This is a genomic window from Streptomyces sp. NPDC053560 (assembly GCF_044544605.1).
Classification (GTDB): Bacteria; Actinomycetota; Actinomycetes; order Streptomycetales; family Streptomycetaceae; genus Streptomyces.
Window position 1 is genome coordinate 230970 of sequence record NZ_JBITXI010000011.1, and the last position, 16779, is coordinate 247748.

General features: G+C 71.0%; 12 protein-coding genes and 1 pseudogene. 10 read left to right on the top strand and 3 right to left on the bottom strand.

What is annotated here, in order from left to right:
• Positions 1-11: 11 nt before the first annotated feature.
• A complete protein-coding gene (leuE, locus tag ACIGQF_RS26735) occupies positions 12-674 on the bottom strand; it encodes a leucine efflux protein LeuE (RefSeq protein WP_399714926.1) in 663 nt (220 codons plus the stop codon).
• A gap of 101 nt (positions 675-775) precedes the next feature.
• On the opposite strand from leuE, the pseudogene ACIGQF_RS26740 reads away from it, so the two are divergent.
• The 3 genes and pseudogenes from ACIGQF_RS26740 to ACIGQF_RS26750 form a co-directional block, all read left to right on the top strand.
• Positions 776-1385, top strand: a pseudogene (locus tag ACIGQF_RS26740) (TipAS antibiotic-recognition domain-containing protein); the annotation flags it as partial.
• 183 nt (positions 1386-1568) lie between these two features.
• Positions 1569-2840, top strand: a complete 1272-nt coding sequence (locus ACIGQF_RS26745) for a VTT domain-containing protein (protein WP_399714928.1) — start codon at positions 1569-1571, stop codon at positions 2838-2840.
• Positions 2841-3061: 221 nt separating this feature from the next.
• Positions 3062-4753, top strand: a complete 1692-nt coding sequence (locus tag ACIGQF_RS26750; protein ID WP_399714931.1) for a threonine/serine exporter ThrE family protein — start codon at positions 3062-3064, stop codon at positions 4751-4753.
• A gap of 180 nt (positions 4754-4933) precedes the next feature.
• Here the strand turns inward: ACIGQF_RS26750 and ACIGQF_RS26755 are convergent, their stop codons facing one another.
• The gene (locus ACIGQF_RS26755; protein ID WP_030260327.1) at positions 4934-5428 is read right to left on the bottom strand and encodes an inorganic diphosphatase; all 495 of its coding nucleotides are present in this window, start codon (positions 5426-5428) and stop codon (positions 4934-4936) included.
• Between the two features lie 86 nt (positions 5429-5514).
• Here ACIGQF_RS26755 and dacB point away from each other — a divergent pair, with 86 nt between their 5' ends.
• From dacB to folE, 6 genes are all read left to right on the top strand, one after another.
• Positions 5515-7113 carry a D-alanyl-D-alanine carboxypeptidase/D-alanyl-D-alanine-endopeptidase gene (gene dacB / locus ACIGQF_RS26760; protein ID WP_399714933.1) on the top strand — a complete coding sequence of 533 codons (1599 nt, stop codon included), beginning with the start codon at positions 5515-5517 and terminating at the stop codon, positions 7111-7113.
• 88 nt (positions 7114-7201) lie between these two features.
• On the top strand, positions 7202-8344 hold the full coding sequence (locus ACIGQF_RS26765) for a zinc-dependent metalloprotease (protein ID WP_399714935.1): 1143 nt from the start codon (positions 7202-7204) through the stop codon (positions 8342-8344).
• A 260-nt stretch (positions 8345-8604) separates the two neighbouring features.
• Positions 8605-9618: a tRNA lysidine(34) synthetase TilS gene (gene tilS, locus ACIGQF_RS26770; protein ID WP_399714938.1), complete on the top strand. Its 1014-nt coding sequence runs from the start codon at positions 8605-8607 to the stop codon at positions 9616-9618.
• Between the two features lie 77 nt (positions 9619-9695).
• On the top strand, positions 9696-10235 hold the full coding sequence (gene hpt, locus ACIGQF_RS26775) for a hypoxanthine phosphoribosyltransferase (RefSeq protein ID WP_031058519.1): 540 nt from the start codon (positions 9696-9698) through the stop codon (positions 10233-10235).
• Between the two features lie 280 nt (positions 10236-10515).
• The gene (gene ftsH / locus ACIGQF_RS26780; RefSeq protein WP_361552625.1) at positions 10516-12540 is read left to right on the top strand and encodes an ATP-dependent zinc metalloprotease FtsH; all 2025 of its coding nucleotides are present in this window, start codon (positions 10516-10518) and stop codon (positions 12538-12540) included.
• Positions 12541-12709: 169 nt separating this feature from the next.
• Complete coding sequence (gene folE, locus ACIGQF_RS26785; RefSeq protein WP_399714942.1) at positions 12710-13315, top strand: GTP cyclohydrolase I FolE; 606 nt, start codon at positions 12710-12712, stop codon at positions 13313-13315.
• A gap of 230 nt (positions 13316-13545) precedes the next feature.
• Here the strand turns inward: folE and ACIGQF_RS26790 are convergent, their stop codons facing one another.
• On the bottom strand, positions 13546-14643 hold the full coding sequence (locus ACIGQF_RS26790; RefSeq protein ID WP_399714944.1) for an alpha/beta hydrolase: 1098 nt from the start codon (positions 14641-14643) through the stop codon (positions 13546-13548).
• A 147-nt stretch (positions 14644-14790) separates the two neighbouring features.
• Between ACIGQF_RS26790 and ACIGQF_RS26795 the strand changes: the two genes are divergently transcribed.
• Positions 14791-16638, top strand: a complete 1848-nt coding sequence (locus ACIGQF_RS26795; protein ID WP_399714947.1) for a phosphatidylglycerol lysyltransferase domain-containing protein — start codon at positions 14791-14793, stop codon at positions 16636-16638.
• The last annotated feature ends 141 nt before the right edge of the window (positions 16639-16779 follow it).

Sequence of the window (16779 nt, forward strand, 5' to 3'; positions counted from 1 at the left end):
GGCCGTGCGGGTCAGCCCGTACCGGCCATCGAGAGCTTCGCGGCGAACCCCAGGAACGCCGCCCCGGCGCCCGCGGTCAGACCCGCGGTCAGGCGTCGGCGCTTGCGGAAGGTCGCCGCCAGGTACGTACCGCTGAAGATCAGGATCGACAGGTACGTGAGGCTGAACGCCTGGGCCCACGCGCCGAGCGCCAGGAAGGACAGCGTCTGGTGCGCGTAGTGCGGGTCGACGAACTGCACGAAGAAGGAGATGAAGAAGAGGATCGCCTTCGGGTTGAGCAGGCTGACCACGAAGGCGCGGCGGTACGGCCGCTCGTTCTCCTCCTTGGGGCGCGCCGCGGCGCCCTCCTCCGTGGCCTTACGGGCCTCCCGGCCGCGCCAGAGCGCCACCGCGCCGCGCAGCATCCCGAAGGCCAGCCACGTCAGATAGCCCGCGCCCGCGAACTTCACGATCCCGAAGGCCAGCGGGCTGGCCTTCAGCAGCGACGCCACACCGCCCGCCGACAGCGTCATCAGCACCGTGTCCCCGCACAGCACACCGGCGGCCGCGCGGTAGGCCACCTTCGGGCCGCGCCGCGCCGCCACCGAGACGACGTACAGCGAGTTCGGTCCCGGCAGCAGGATGATCAGCGCCAGCCCGGCGAGATACGTAGGAAGATCCGTTATCCCCAGCATGGGCGAAGGATGCCATTGGTTGTATCCGCCCTCCACTTTCTTCCGGCATACGGACTTGCGCCTCACGCGACGTGAGGACCCATCGTGAAGCGCGTACCGGGCTCGGCCTCCCGCTCGACTGGGTGACCGCCCTCCGGGACGACCCGGAGGCGGCCCCCCGGTTCTTACGAGCAGGGGGCACCCCAGCACCTGCGGCGTCAGCACGATCTGCTGACCGCCCGGATCTCCAGGCTCCAGGAGATGGCGGCGGCCGTGGAGACAGCGATGGAGGCACGCAGGATGGGCATCGATCTCACGCCCGAGGAGAAGTTCGAGGTCTTCGGCGACTTCGACCCCGACCAGTACGCGGCGGAGGCCGAGCGCCGCTGGGGCGGCACCGACGCCTACAAGGAGTCGCGGCGCCGCGCCGCCTCGTACACCCAGGAGGACCGGAAGCGGCTGACGGCCGACTTCGACGCGCTCCACCGCCGGATGGGCGAGCTGCTCGGAGAGGGCGTGCCCGCCGACTCCGCAGCGGCGATGGACGTGGCCGAGGAGCACCGCCGGTTCATCAGCCGGCACCACTACGAGTGCGCGTACGAGATGCATGCCGGTCCTGGCGAGATGTGCGTCGCGGACGAGCGGTTCACCGCCACGTACGAGGTGATCAGGCCGGGGCTCGCGGTCTGCATGCGGGACGCGATGCCGGCGAACGCGGTCCGCCACTCGTGAGGACGGGCGCCGGGACCGCCGGACGGCGGACCGTCCGGACCCGGCGCTCGGACGGGCGTACCCGACAGCTGGAACCAAGGGGCGTCATGAGGCGTTGATAGCTTTGGGCCGCACAATGCGCCTGTACCCCGCGTTCCGCGTACTGCCCGATCCGGCGCCCTCGACCCAGGAGCCCTGCCCACCGTGAACACTCTCGCGCTCGGCCCCCAGTGGCTGGACCCGGACTATCTGATCGGCACCTTCGGCCTGATCGGCGTGCTGGTCATCGTCTTCGCGGAGTCCGGTCTGCTGATCGGCTTCTTCCTGCCCGGCGACTCCCTGCTGTTCACGACCGGTCTGCTGGTCACGGCGGGCAAGCTGGACCGGCCGCTGTGGCTGGTGTGCGTGCTGATCGTGCTGGCGGCGGTCCTCGGCGACCAGGCGGGCTATCTCTTCGGCCGGAAGGTCGGGCCGTCGCTGTTCAAGCGGCCCGACTCCAAGCTGTTCAAGCAGGAGAACGTCGAGAAGGCGCACGAGTTCTTCGAGAAGCACGGCCCGAAGTCGCTGATCCTGGCGCGTTTCGTACCGATCGTGCGGACGTTCACGCCGATCATCGCGGGCGTCAGCCGGATGAACTACCGCTCGTTCATCACCTTCAACGTCATCGGCGGCGCCCTGTGGGGCGCGGGCGTGACGCTGCTGGGCGCCGCGCTGGGCGGCATCGAGTTCGTGCACAAGAACATCGAGGCGATCCTCGTCCTCATCGTGCTGATCTCCGTCGTCCCGATCGTCATCGAGTACCTCCGCGGCCGCAGCAGGTCCAAGAAGGCGGCCGCAGCGGGCGAGGACACTCCGGCGGCCGGCCCGGCCGCGGGCGGCCCCGCGGACGCCACCCAGCCGATGCCGCGCATCGGGCAGGACGAGGACCACGCGCCGTACGGCGCCGCGGACGGGCAGCAGCGCGCTCCGTACGGCGGCCAGGACGGCCGGGGCGGTCACGGGGCCCCGTACGGCGGCCAGGAGCGGCCCCCGTACGGCCACCAGCAGCAGCCGTACGGCCGTCAGGAGCCCCCGTACGGCCAGGGGCAGGCCCCCTATGGCCAGGGCCAGGCACCGTACGCCCAGGCGCAGGCTCCGTACGGCCAGGACCGCGGACAGGCTCAGGGGCAGCACCCGTACGGCCGCCCGGAGCAGCCCTCCTACCGACAGCAGCCGCAGCAGCCGCAGCAGCCGCAGTACGGCCGTCAGGAGCCGCCGCGGGCGCCTTACGGACAGCAGCCGCAGCACCCCCAGCAGCCCCCGTACGGCGGGCAGTCAGGGGACGCTCCGTACGGCGGTCCCGGGCAGCAGGAGGCCCGGCCGGAGCAGTATCATTCACCTTCGCAGCAGCCTCAGCAGGGGCCGCAGCAGCCGCACCCGCAGGACCCTCAGCAGCCCCCGGGCGACGGCCGCCGCGGCCGCCACGCCAAGCGCTGACCGGCTGCGCGACCCTTCACCCCGTACCGCACCGCCCCTCCGGCGTCCCTTCCGTTCCGCACCGCCGCGGAACGGCCCAGGGGCGCCTTCGCGGCGTCCAGGGCGGGTACTCACCCCCCAAAACCCGCCCTGCGAACCCCCCGCCCCGCGCGCCAAGGGCGGCGATCAGGCATGGTGGCACTTGACGACGGACGGCAGAGGCGCACGAGGAGCGAGGAGCAGTGGCGTCGGACGCGGAGTCCCCCGAGGACCGCAAACCCCAAACGGACGAGGCGCGGAGCGCGTTCACCCCGCCGCTCGGCATGCCCTACACCCCACTGCCCGAGGACGAGCACCCCACCTCCGAGTTCACCGTGCCGGAGGGTATGCGGACCGAGGCGCCCGTCGAGCCGGAGGGGTCGGCCTTCGCGCCGCCGGGCAGCAGCACGAACGGCAGCAACGGCTCCACCACGGGCACCCACCCGCTGCCGACGACGCCCGCGGGCTGGCCCGCCTTCACCCCGCCGCACGGCATACCGGCCATCAGCCTCACCAAGGACGTGCCGTGGCAGGATCGGATGCGCACGATGCTGCGGATGCCGGTCACCGAGCGCCCGGCTCCGGAGCGGAGCGAACGCGCCGACGAGACCGGGCCCGCCGTGCCGCGCGTGCTCGACCTCACCCTCCGTATCGGCGAGATCCTGCTCGCCGGCGGTGAGGGCGCCGAGGACGTCGAGGCGGCGATGTTCGGCGTGGCGCACGCCTACGGGCTGGAGCGCGTCGAGCCCACCGTGACCTTCACGCTGCTGTCGATCTCGTACCAGCCGTCCCTGGTGGACGACCCGGTGACGGCCAGCCGCACGGTCCGCCGGCGCGGTGTGGACTACACCCGGCTCTCGGCGGTCTTCCGGCTGGTCGACGACATCACCTCCGAAGGCATCACGCTGGAGGAGGCCTACCGCGGTCTCGCCGAGATCCGCCGTAACCGCCACCCGTTCCCCAGCTGGGCGCTCACCGTGGCGTCCGGACTGCTGTCCGGCGCGGCGAGCATGCTGGTCGGCGGCGGTCTGACGGTCTTCATCGCGGCCGCCATAGGCTCCATGCTCGGCGACCGGCTGGCCTGGCTCGCCTCCGGACGCGGGCTGCCGGAGTTCTACCAGTTCGTGGCCGCTGCGATGCCGCCCGCCGCGATGGGCGTGGCGCTGAGCATGGTGAACACGGGCGTGCAGGCGTCGGCGGTCATCACCGGTGGCCTCTTCGCGCTGATCCCGGGACGGGCGCTGGTGGCCGGCGTGCAGGACGGCCTGACGGGTTATTACATCACCGCGGCCGCACGTCTGCTGGAGGTCGGTTACCTCATCGTCGGCATCGTGATCGGCGTGCTCGGCGTGCTCTATCTGGGCGTCCAGCTCAGTGCCCACACGCTGAACCCGGAGGAGGCGCTGGGCACGTACGACGAGCCGGTGGTGCAGATCATCGCCTCGCTGCTGCTGGCGCTGGCCTTCTGTGTCCTGCTTCAGCAGGAACGTCACACCGTGCTGTTCGCGACGTTCAACGGCGGCGTCGCCTGGGTGGCGTACGGCGTCCTCGTACAGGCCAACGTCAACCCGGTGGTCGGCACGACGATCGCGGCCGGCCTGGTCGGCCTCTTCGGGCAGCTGCTGTCGCGGTACCGCTATGCCTCGGCGCTGCCGTACGTCACGGCCGCCATCGGCCCACTGCTGCCCGGTAGCGCGACGTACTTCGCGCTGCTCAACTTCGCCCAGGGCAATCTGAACGAGGGCATCTCCTCGCTGATCAAGGCGGTCTCGCTGGCGCTGGCCATCGCGGTCGGCGTGAACCTCGGAGGCGAGGTGGCCCGCCTCTTCATCAGGGCCCCGAGTGGCGAGGACGCCGCCAACCGCCGCGCCGCGAAGCGCACCCGCGGCTTCTGACACGCGAAGAACCAGCCGGTCCGGGCAGCAATCAAGCCCGTCCTGGGGGCACCTCCCAGCGGTAGCCGGGGGAGATTGAGGACATCTCGTACGCCGATGGGCGGACACCAGCAGGTGCCCGCCCATCGGTACCACCGGCCACCGGGCCGGCAAAGGTCGGAAAAACCGAGCCGATCAGGCTCAGTGCTTGCCGCCCTGCGCCTCCAGGCGCTTGAAGGAAGCCTCGATCTCGGCCTCGGCCTCACTGCGGCCCACCCAGTTGGCGCCCTCGACCGACTTGCCCGGCTCCAGGTCCTTGTAGACCTCGAAGAAGTGCTGGATCTCCAGGCGGTCGAACTCCGACACGTGGTGGATGTCGCGCAGGTGCTCCACGCGCGGGTCCGAGGCGGGGACGCACAGCAGCTTGTCGTCGCCGCCGGCCTCGTCGGTCATGCGGAACATGCCGATGGCGCGGCACTTGATGAGGCAACCCGGGAAGGTCGGCTCGTCCAGGATGACCAGCGCGTCCAGCGGGTCACCGTCCTCGCCGAGGGTGTTCTCGACGAAGCCGTAGTCCGCCGGGTAGCTGGTCGAGGTGAAGAGTCGACGGTCCAGGCGGATCCGACCGGTCTCGTGGTCCACCTCGTACTTGTTCCGCGAACCCTTCGGGATCTCGATGGTGACGTCGAACTCCACGGGTGGCTCCTCCATGATCAACACATACGTCTGGTGATTAAGTGTCCCCCACGCAGGTGTGTGGTGGCGAAAGGGGCTGGTCCAAAGTGCCGGAGACCAGGTCGTGGCAGGTCAGGTGGGTCGGCCGGTGTCGGTCCTGCATACGGGCGACAGCCGGTGCGGGCCGGGGCGCCGCACAGTTCGTGGCCGACGAGTGGTTCTTCGCCCGCCAGTGGTGGCGAAAGACCCCTGTCCAGCGGAAACGGACGTGGCAGCTGTCGGCCGGCTCCGCCGTCGCCGGTCTCGCGGTGGCGGCAGGCGCGGTAGCGGCGGCCGGTCCGTGGGACTCCGGTCAGACTACGGCCGAACGGGCCCGCGCCGCCCGCTGGGACGGCAGGGGTGGCGAGCATCACGGCGACGGCCCCGCGACCCCGGGCGCCGCACCCGTCCTGGCGGCCCTGGGCGCCCCTGTGAAGGGCGGCGGGGACGGTGCGCCCCCACCCACCGGCAGCGGCCTCGCGGACGCCCTGGCGCCCCTCCTGAAGGCTCCGGCGCTGGGCCCGGTCCGGACCGCCTCGGTCATGGACGTCGCCACCGGCCGCGAGGTCTTCGCGAGCCGCGCCGACCGGACCGCGACCCCCGCCTCCACGATCAAGCTCGGCACCGCCGTGGCCGCCCTCACCGCCCTCGGGCCCGACCATCGCTTCACCACGAAGGCCGTCCAGGACGGCCGCACGAAGGACGGCACTCCCCGGGTCGTCCTCGTCGGCGGCGGCGACCCCACCCTCACCGCCCGCACCCCGAAGCGCGGGACGCCGGCCGCCCAGCGCCCCGCCGCCCTCGGGGACCTCGCCGCCGACACCGCCCGCGCCCTCAAGAAGCGCGGCGCGAAGAAGATCACCCTGCGGTACGACGACTCGCTGTACCAGGGGCCGGCCCTGCACCCGATCGGCCCCAACGAGAACCTCGCCCCCATCACCGCCCTCACCGCCGACGAGGGCCGCCTGGACGACAGCGGCCACGGCCCCGCGCCCCGCGCCACAGACCCGTCCGCCGAGGCCGCCCGGGCCTTCGCCGACGACCTGCGCGCCCACGGCATCGAGGTCACCGGCGGGACCGGGGACACCGACGCCCGGCGCGCGGCCACCCGGCTGGCCGCCGCGTCCTCCCTGCCGCTCTCCTCGATCGTCGAGCGCATGCTCACCCACAGCGACAACGACATCGCCGAGCAGCTGGCCCGCCAGACCGCCGTGGCCACCGGACAGCCCACGACTTTCAAGGGCGGCGGACGCGCCGTACAGCGCACTCTCGGGCAGCTCCGCATCCCCGTGGCGAAGACCGACTTCGAGGACGGCAGCGGCCTGGACCGCGACGACCGGGTCTCGGCCCGCCTGCTCTCCCAGGTGCTGCTGCTCGCCGCGGCACCGGACCACCCGGAGCTGCGCCCGGTCCTCACCGGTCTCCCCGTGGCCGGTTTCACCGGCACCCTGGAGAGCCGGTACGCCGACGAGGCCGCGGGCGCCGGTGCCGTACGCGCCAAGACCGGCACCCTGACCGGCGTGAACACGCTCGCCGGCACGGTCGTCGACGCCGACGGCCGCCTGCTGACCTTCGCCTTCATGACCAACGGAGCGGGCGACGGAGCCGCGGCCCAGCAGGCCCTCGACCGGCTCGCCTCGGCGGTGGCCAACTGCGGCTGCCGGTGAGGCCGGCGCCGCCGTACGGGACGGCCGGGTACCGCCGCTCGCCGCGAATCGGCTACCCCCCGGCCGGGCGCACCCGTACCGTGAAGTCATGACGAGCATCGGTGGTGCCGAGATGGTCGACTGGAATCTCGCGGTGACGACCGCTTCCCGCTTCGTAAGGCCGGGGCCCGAGGTGAGCCGGGACGAGGCCCGCGCGGTCGTCGCCGAGCTGCGCCGGCACGCCAAGGCCGCCGAGGAGCACGTACGGGCGTTCACCCGCATGACGCCGCCCGGCGGCGAGGACGCGATCCACGACACGCCCGTACTGGTCGTGGACCGGCCCGGCTGGATCCGCGCCAACGTGGCCGGCTTCCGCGCCGTACTGAAGCCGCTGCTGGAGAAGATGCAGGAGCGCCGCTCCTCGCTCCCCGGCGGCGCGGTGATAGGCGCGGTCGGCGGCAAGGTCACCGGCGTGGAGCTGGGCATGCTGCTGTCGTTCCTGGCGTCCCGCGTGCTCGGCCAGTACGAGACGTTCGCGCCGCCCACCAGGGACCTCCCGGCGGGTGCCAAGGGCGGCCGGCTGCTGCTCGTCGCGCCGAACATCGTCCACGTCGAGCGCGAGCTGGAGGTGGCGCCGCACGACTTCCGGCTGTGGGTCTGCCTGCACGAAGAGACGCACCGTACGCAGTTCACCGCGGTGCCCTGGCTGCGCGACCACATCGAGGGCGAGGTGCAGGCGTTCCTCGCCGAGACCGAGATCGACCCGGGCACGCTCCTGGAGAGGCTGCGCGAGGCCGCCCAGTCGCTCGCCGGGGCCCGCCCCGAGGGCGAGGCGGGCGAGGACGGCGGACGGAGCCTCGTCGACCTCGTGCAGACCAGGGCGCAGCGCGAGATCCTCGGCCGGCTGACCGCCGTGATGTCCCTGCTGGAGGGGCACGCCGACTACGTCATGGACGGCGTCGGCCCGCAGGTCGTGCCGTCGGTGACGGAGATCCGGGAGAAGTTCCAGCAGCGCCGGGCGAGCGGCGCCGGCCGCCTGGACCAGGCGCTGCGCAAGCTGCTGGGCCTGGACGCCAAGCTGCGGCAGTACCGGGACGGCGAGCGCTTCGTGCGGGCCGTCGTGGACGAGGTCGGCATGGACGGCTTCAACCGCGTGTGGACCTCACCGAACACGCTCCCGACCAAGCAGGAGATCGCCAAACCGGCGGACTGGGTCGCGCGGGTGCATCGCAAGGCGGACGGTGCGCCGTAGGAAGGCGGCGCGGCGCGAGCGCGCCGTAGGACAGACGAACGCCCCCTCAATCACCCTTCTGAGGGACCGTGGCTCGGGGAGAGGCGTGCAATGCTCGGGTAACTGCTCATCTCTGTCACCATCGAGACACTCTGAGTGACCGCCCCGGGGGTCGCCCGGCGCGATCCCCCCGGCGCTCGCTCCCGAGATGCTCCCGGTGGGCCGGACGGCCACGCGCCGCCCGGCCCGTGGCTCCCCCAGCTGAACGATTGGAAACGGACATGGGTCCCCATCCAGCGGTCGCCGCAATACGCCTGGCGGTCCGCCGCGTACTCCACGACGTCCTGACGTCCCACAGCCGGCGGTCCGGTCCCGACGCTCCGCCGCCCCTGGTGCTCGCCGCCTGCTCCGGCGGCGCCGACTCCATGGCGCTCGCCTCCGCGCTCGCCTTCGAAGCCCCGCGCCTCGGCGTCCGCGCGGGCGGCGTCACGGTCGACCACGGTCTTCAGCACGGCTCCGACACCCGGGCGGCGGAGGTGGTCCTCCGGATGCAGGCGCTCCGGCTGGACCCCGCCGAGGCCGTCGCCGTCGAGGTGGGTAGGGAAGGCGGCCCCGAGGCGGCCGCCCGCGAGGCCCGTTACGCCGCCCTGGACGACGCCGCGCGGCGGTACGGCGCGGACGCCGTACTCCTCGGCCACACCCGTGACGACCAGGCCGAGACCGTCCTCCTCGGCCTCGCCCGCGGCTCCGGGACCCGCTCGCTGTCCGGCATGGCCGCCGTCTCCGGTTCCGAAGGCCGGTACCGCCGCCCGTTCCTCGGGATCGACCGCCAGACCGCCCGCAAGGCCTGCCTGATCCAGTCGCTGCCCGTATGGGACGACCCGCACAACACCGACCCCTCGTACACCCGCTCCCGGCTCCGCCACGAGGGCCTGCCCGCCCTGGAGAAGGCGCTCGGCAAAGGCGTCGTCGAGGCCCTCGCCCGTACGGCCCAGCTCTCCCGCGACGACGCCGACGCGCTGGACTCCTGGGCCACGGAGGCCGAGCACGGTGTGGCCGATGCCACCGGCGCGCTGGACGTCGCCGCGCTCTACGCACTGCCCGCCGCGGTCCGCCGACGAGTGCTCCGCCGGGCCCTGTTGCGCGCCGGTTCACCTGCGGGTTCGCTGTTCGCCCGGCACATCGAGGAAGTGGACCGGCTGATCACCGCCTGGCGCGGTCAGGGGGCGATCGACCTCCCCGGGCTGGTGGGTGTGCGACGGCAGGGTGGCAAACTGGTCATCCGGCAGGGCTGAGCCGCGCGGGAGCGCCCGGCCGGACGAGTCACATGACACCGAACCGAGCGAGAGTGGCACGGGTGGACGACAAGGACATGGGTTCCGACCTTCAGTCGGTGCTCATCACCAAAGAAGAGATCGACGCGAAGCTGGCGGAGCTGGCCGCGAAGATCGACGCGGAGTACGCGGGCAAGGAGCTGCTCATCGTCGGCGTTCTGAAGGGCGCCGTGATGGTGATGGCGGATCTGGCGCGTGCGCTGTCCACCCCCGTCACGATGGACTGGATGGCCGTGTCGTCGTACGGCGCGGGCACCCAGTCCTCGGGCGTGGTCCGGATCCTGAAGGACCTGGACACCGACATCAAGGGCAAGCACGTCCTGATCGTCGAGGACATCATCGACTCCGGTCTGACGCTGTCCTGGCTGCTGTCGAACCTCGGCTCGCGCGAGCCGGCCTCGCTGGAGGTCTGCACGCTGCTGCGCAAGCCCGAGGCGGCCAAGGTCGACATCGACGTGAAGTGGATCGGGTTCGACATCCCCAACGAATTCGTTGTGGGTTACGGCCTGGACTTCGCCGAGAAGTACCGGAACCTGCCGTTCGTGGGCACGCTCGCGCCGCACGTCTACGGCGGCTGACGCCCCGTCGGAAGCGACGGAAGGGCCCGGAGAACCCCCGGAAAGTCCCTCGCGCCGGGACGGCGGGAACCCTGTGCGGTCTCCCGCCGTTGGAGCAGGGAGGGCGGAATCCAAGCCGCATTGTTCACCACGGGCAGCGGCGTCGGGTGACAATGCTGGGGTACCGTCCGAAGGTCAGTCTTTTTCGGGCCAGTAATACACCGTACGCACGACCAGACCTCCCCGAGGGCTGGAGTGCCTCACTGTGGCAGGAGGGACGGGGCCTCAAGGCTCCGTATGGATGGACGTGAAGCGATACTTCCGTGGGCCGGTCATGTGGATCGTGCTGGCCGTCCTCGCCGTGGTCGTGTTGATGCAGGTCGTCAGTTCGTCTGGCGGCTACAAAACGGTGGACACCGGTCAGGTCGTCAAGGCGATCACTGACAACAAGGTCAAGTCCGCCGAGCTGACCACCGGCGACGAAATGAAGGTCAAGGTCGAGCTCTCCGGCAGCAACAAGGTCGAGGGCTCCGACAAGATCCAGTCGAGCTACATCGGCGACCAGGGCGTCGAGCTCGCCAAGACCCTGCAGGCCAAGTACCAGACGGGCGACATCAAGGACGGGTACACCGTCTCGCCGCAGAAGCAGAGCCCCTTCGTGGGCATGCTGCTCTCGCTGCTGCCGTTCGTTCTGATCGTCGTCGTCTTCCTGTTCCTGATGAATCAGATGCAGGGCGGCGGCTCCCGGGTCATGAACTTCGGCAAGTCCAAGGCGAAGCTCATCACCAAGGACACCCCGAAGACGACGTTCTCGGACGTCGCGGGGTCGGACGAGGCCGTCGAGGAGCTCCACGAGATCAAGGAGTTCCTGCAGGAGCCGGCGAAGTTCCAGGCCGTCGGCGCCAAGATTCCCAAGGGCGTACTGCTGTACGGCCCGCCCGGTACGGGCAAGACGCTCCTCGCGCGCGCCGTCGCGGGCGAGGCGGGCGTGCCCTTCTACTCGATCTCCGGCTCCGACTTCGTCGAGATGTTCGTGGGTGTCGGCGCCTCGCGTGTCCGTGACCTCTTCGAGCAGGCCAAGGCGAACGCCCCGGCGATCGTCTTCGTCGACGAGATCGACGCCGTCGGCCGGCACCGCGGTGCGGGCCTCGGCGGTGGCCACGACGAGCGCGAGCAGACGCTGAACCAGCTGCTCGTCGAGATGGACGGCTTCGACGTGAAGGGCGGCGTCATCCTGATCGCCGCCACGAACCGGCCGGACATCCTGGACCCGGCGCTGCTGCGTCCGGGCCGCTTCGACCGGCAGATCGCCGTCGACCGCCCCGACATGCAGGGCCGTCTGGAGATCCTCAAGGTTCACCAGAAGGGCAAGCCGGTCGCGCCCGACGTCGATCTGGGTGCGGTCGCGCGCCGTACGCCGGGCTTCACGGGTGCGGACCTGAGCAACGTCCTCAACGAGGCCGCCCTGCTGACGGCTCGCAGCGACAAGAAGCTGATCGACAACCACTTCCTGGACGAGGCGATCGACCGGGTCGTGGCGGGACCGCAGAAGCGGACCCGGATCATGTCGGACAAGGAAAAGAAGATCACCGCGTACCACGAGGGCGGACACGCCCTGGTCGCGGCGGCTTCACCGAACTCCGACCCGGTCCACAAGATCACGATCCTGTCCCGGGGCCGTGCGCTCGGCTACACGATGGTGCTCCCGGACGAGGACAAGTACTCCACCACGCGCAACGAGATGCTCGACCAGCTGGCGTACATGCTGGGCGGCCGCGCGGCGGAGGAGCTGGTCTTCCACGACCCGACGACGGGTGCGGCGAACGACATCGAGAAGGCGACCGCCACGGCGCGCGCGATGGTCACGCAGTACGGCATGACCGAGCGGCTCGGCGCGATCAAGTTCGGCTCCGACAACTCCGAGCCCTTCCTGGGCCGCGAGATGTCCCACCAGCGCGACTACTCCGAAGAGGTCGCGGCGCTGGTGGACGAGGAGGTCAAGAAGCTGATCGAGACCGCGCACAACGAGGCGTGGGAGATCCTGGTCGAGAACCGCGACGTGCTCGACAACCTGGTCCTGGCGCTCCTGGAGAAGGAGACCCTGGGCAAGGAGGAGATCGCCGAGGTCTTCAAGCACATCGTGAAGCGCCCGGCCCGCCCCGCGTGGACCGGCTCCTCGCGGCGTACGCCGTCCACCCGCCCGCCGGTGCTCGCTCCCAAGGAGCTGGCCGCGGCCAACGGTGCGGCGTCCGTGACGCCGACCGTCTCGACGGAGAAGGTCGAGCTTCCGGAGGATTCGTCCGGAAGCGGAAGCAGCGAGGGGTGACGTCAGGGGTGACGGTCGGGCCTCGGCCCGATGGATCCCCCGGTCGCCACGTCACCGGTCCGCCGGTCGCCACACCGGCCCCGGAATGAATGCCGCGCCCCCCAGGTTCTAGCCTGGGGGGCGCGGCATTTCGCGTTCGTAGCGGAATGAAGAAGGAACGAGGCACCAGATGACCGACCCGGTGAGGCTGGACGGCGAAGGCACGATCGGCGAATTCGACGAGAAGCGTGCCGCGGACGCCGTGCGCGAGCTTCTGATCGCGGTCGGTGAGGACCCGGACCGCGAGGGCCTGCTGGAGACGCCGGCCCGTGTGGCGCGGGCGTACAAGGAGATCTTCGCGGGCCTGTGGCAGAAGCCCGAGGACGTCCTCACGACGACCTTCGACCTCGGTCATGACGAGATGGTGCTGGTCAAGGACATCGAGGTGCTGTCCTCCTGCGAGCACCACCTGGTGCCGTTCGTGGGCGTGGCGCACGTCGGATACATCCCGTCGTCCGACGGGAAGATCACCGGGCTGTCGAAGCTGGCCCGGCTGGTGGATGTGTACGCGCGTCGTCCGCAGGTCCAGGAGCGGCTGACCACGCAGATCGCGGACTCCCTGATGGAGATACTGGAGCCGCGTGGCGTGATCGTCGTGGTCGAGTGCGAGCACATGTGCATGACCATGCGGGGGGTTCGTAAGCCGGGGGCGAAGACGACGACGTCTGCGGTGCGGGGGCAGCTGCGGGATGCGGCTACTCGTGCCGAGGCGATGAGTCTGATCTTGGCTCGGTAGGAGCTTCGGCTCCGCGGGGGCTGCCCCGCCGTTGCCGGGTGCCTCGCCGTTGCCGGGTGCGGCGCCGTTTCGCCTGCGGCGGGCGGTTACCGCTGCGCGGGGCTTGACGTCACGGTGCCGGGCCTCCGCCGGTGGGGTACCGGGCTGCTTCGCTTTACGTCCGGCCCCCCACCCGCTGCGGCCCGCCCCACCCCGCCGGTGGTGGGTGAAAGGACTGGGGTGCGGGTTTCTTATGCGCTCAGGCGGGCGCTCAGCCAGGTGAGGGCTGGGGGGATTTCTCGGCGCCAGGTGTTGAAGTTGTGGCCGCCGCTTTCGAGGACGATGGACGAGACCCGGGTGGGGGCCTTGGTCCGCTGTATGAAGCGCATCGTGTCGGCGTAGTTGGTTTCGCCCTGCTTGCTGGTGGTGACCAGCAGGTTCACCGGCGGGGGCGGGAGGTGGCGCTGGCGCCAGAGCAGGTCGTTCTCGCGCTGGAGCTGGGGGTCGCCGGCGAAGAGGTCGCCGGTGGTGGGGTCGAGCGGGGCCTTGTAGTAGCCGGAGAGGGCGGCGCCCGCCGAGAAGGCCTCCGGGTGGCGCATGGTCATTTTGAGCGCGCAGTAGCCGCCCGTGGAGTCGCCGATGATGCCCCAGTTACGGGCCTGGGTGCCGGTCCGATAGTGCGCCGCGATGTCCGCGCGGAGTTCCTTGGTGAAGAAGGTCTCGGTCTGCGGGCCGCCCGGTATGTCCATGCATTCCGTGTCGCGGGGCGGGGCGACCGTCGGGCGCATCATTACCAGGATCGTCGGCTGCATCTTGCCTTGGGAGACCAGGCGGCGCTGGGTCTGGGGGTAGTGCAGTTTGGTGTAGAGGGCTTCTGCCGTGCCGGGGTAGCCGGTGAGGACTACTGCTGTGGGGAAACGCTTCTGCGCGTTCTGGGGCCGGAAGTACTCCGGCGGCAGGTAGACATACGCGGGGCTGGTGATGCCGGTGTTCTCGCCGCGTACGAGGACCTTGTCCAGCCGGCCTGCGACGTCCGCCCGTCGGTTGTCCTGGGGGAGGCCGGTCCGTTCGACGCCCTGCCGCTTGGTCGAGTGGTCGACCACCACTCCGGTCTCGGTCTCCTGGCCGAAGAGGTCGGCCCAGGACGCGTAGAAGCCGAAGGCGTTGTTGACCACGAGCCCGACAGCGGCGAAGAGGGTCAGCTGGGTCGCCAGCAGCAGGCCGATCCGGCCGGTCACCGCGCGCCAGGTTCGGCTCGCGAGCCGCGGCCAGAGCAGCACGGTGGCGGCGAAGAGTGCCACCGCGACCAGCACGGTGAGCAGCAGAACGGTCTTACTGGTGAGGTCCATGTCCACTTCCTGCTGGGCGGCCGGGCGGCCGGACCGGCTGATGGAACCCGGGGCCCTGAAGCGCCGTCCTACAGGGCGCGAATTGTCCAGGTAACTGCTCCACATTCTGGAGATCAGGCGACCTGAGGAGCGGGCGACGGGAAAGTGATGTCTGACAGGCTAGATGGGGAAAAATCCGGAGTGGTTGCGTGGCGCCGCACACGCTGGGTGCGGGGGCCGCGCCCGGAGTCGGTGCCCACGGCCGTCGGTACGGCCTGCACGCTGATCGGTCTGCTGAACGTGGCGGCCGGCGTCTTTCCACGCTTCCGGCACAGCCGTATGCACGCACTGGCGGAGGTGCTGCCGGGGGCGGTGAGCCCGCTGGCCGCGGCCGCTTCGATCGTGGTGGGCCTGCTGCTCCTGCTGCTGGCGCACGGGCTGAAGCGGCGCAAGCGGCGGGTGTGGGTCGCGGCCGTCGCGCTGCTCCCGGTGGGGGCCGTGGCGCAGTTCGCGTACCGCCACTCCGTTTTCGGAGCGGTGCTCTCGCTGGCGCTGCTGGCCTATTTGGTCCGGCACCGGCGCGAGTTCGCCGCGCTGCCGGATCCGCGCAGCCGATGGAAAGCGCTGCTGAATTTCGTCGTGCTGGGCGGCGTGAGCATTGCTCTCGGCATGGTGATCGTCAACTCCCACCCGCACCGCACCGTGGGTGATCCCTCTGTCTGGGCGGAGCTGCAGCACGTCGTGGTCGGCTTGTTCGGCTTCGAGGGCCCGGTGGCGTTCACCCACCATGTCGACTACACCGTCGGCTACTCCCTGGGCGCGCTCGGCCTGCTGACGCTGGGCACCACCGCGTACCTGGCGTTCCGGCCCGAGCGGCCCGTCGCGCGGCTCACCGAGGAGGACGAGGAGCGGCTGCGGGCGCTGCTGGCCAAGCACGGCCGCCGGGACTCCCTCGGCCACTTCGCGCTCCGCCGCGACAAGGGCGCGGTCTTCTCGCCGAGCGGCAAGGCGGCCGTCTGCTACCGCGTCGTCTCCGGTGTGATGCTGGCCAGCGGCGACCCGATCGGTGACGTGGAGGCGTGGCCCGGCGCGATCGAGCGCTTCATGGAGGAGGCCAGGGCGCACTCCTGGACGCCCGCGGTGATGGGCTGCTCCGAGACCGGCGGCGAGGTCTGGACCCGGGAGACCGGGCTGGACGCGCTGGAGCTGGGCGACGAGGCCATCGTGGACGTGGCGGACTTCACGCTCTCCGGGCGCGCGATGCGCAACGTACGGCAGATGGTCAAGCGCATCGAGCGGAACGGGTACGAGACCCGGGTGCGCCGGGTGGCCGAGCTGTCCGCGGAGGAGATGCAGGCGGTCCAGCGGGCGGCCGAGGACTGGCGGGGTACGGACACCGAGCGCGGCTTCTCGATGGCGCTGGGCCGGATCGGCGACGAGCGGGACGGTGACGCGGTGATCGCCACCGCGCACCGCGCACCCGAGGAGGGCGAGGTGCCGGGCCCGTACGGGGACCTGAAGGCGGTGCTGCACTTCGTGCCGTGGGGCACGGACGGCATGTCGCTGGACCTGATGCGCCGGGACCGGAGCGCCGACCCCGGCATGAACGAGCTGCTGATCGTCGCGGCCCTGGAGGCGGCGCCGAAGCTGGACGTGGCGCGGGTGTCGCTGAACTTCGCGATGTTCCGGTCGGCGCTGGCCAGGGGCGAGAAGCTGGGCGCGGGGCCGGTGCTGCGGACCTGGCGCGGGCTGCTGGTGTTCCTCTCGCGCTGGTTCCAGATCGAATCGCTGTACAAGTTCAATGCCAAGTTCCAGCCCCGCTGGGAGCCGCGCTTCGTGGTCTTCCGGCACACCCGTGACCTGCCGCGTATCGGCTTCGCGGCGATGCAGGCGGAGGGCTTCGTGCAGCTGGGGCTGCCCCGGCTGCTGCGCCGTCGGAGTGCGGGGCCCGCGGCCCGTCCGTGTGCGCACCAGCACACGGCGCTCCGCGGCACGTCGGTCGAGCGGGCCGCCTGAGAGGGCGGGGGCCACCGTGACGTCCGGAAACTGCCTTTACGGGGGCGGGCCGCGCTGCGTACTCGTGGGCAGACAGGCGTACGCGTGTGCCCATACGTCCGCGTTCGCCCAGGTACGCGGGGTGCACGGGGCGAGCGGACC

What these genes read in the sequence shown, in the direction of transcription:
- ACIGQF_RS26790 (WP_399714944.1), bottom strand. Translation starts at nt 14,643, where the DNA reads ATGGACCTCACCAGTAAGACCGTTCTGCTGCTCACCGTGCTGGTCGCG.
- tilS (WP_399714938.1), top strand. Translation starts at nt 8,605, where the DNA reads ATGGGTCCCCATCCAGCGGTCGCCGCAATACGCCTGGCGGTCCGCCGC.
- ftsH (WP_361552625.1), top strand. Translation starts at nt 10,516, where the DNA reads ATGGACGTGAAGCGATACTTCCGTGGGCCGGTCATGTGGATCGTGCTG.
- ACIGQF_RS26795 (WP_399714947.1), top strand. Translation starts at nt 14,791, where the DNA reads ATGTCTGACAGGCTAGATGGGGAAAAATCCGGAGTGGTTGCGTGGCGC.
- ACIGQF_RS26765 (WP_399714935.1), top strand. Translation starts at nt 7,202, where the DNA reads ATGACGAGCATCGGTGGTGCCGAGATGGTCGACTGGAATCTCGCGGTG.
- folE (WP_399714942.1), top strand. Translation starts at nt 12,710, where the DNA reads ATGACCGACCCGGTGAGGCTGGACGGCGAAGGCACGATCGGCGAATTC.
- leuE (WP_399714926.1), bottom strand. Translation starts at nt 674, where the DNA reads ATGCTGGGGATAACGGATCTTCCTACGTATCTCGCCGGGCTGGCGCTG.
- hpt (WP_031058519.1), top strand. Translation starts at nt 9,696, where the DNA reads ATGGGTTCCGACCTTCAGTCGGTGCTCATCACCAAAGAAGAGATCGAC.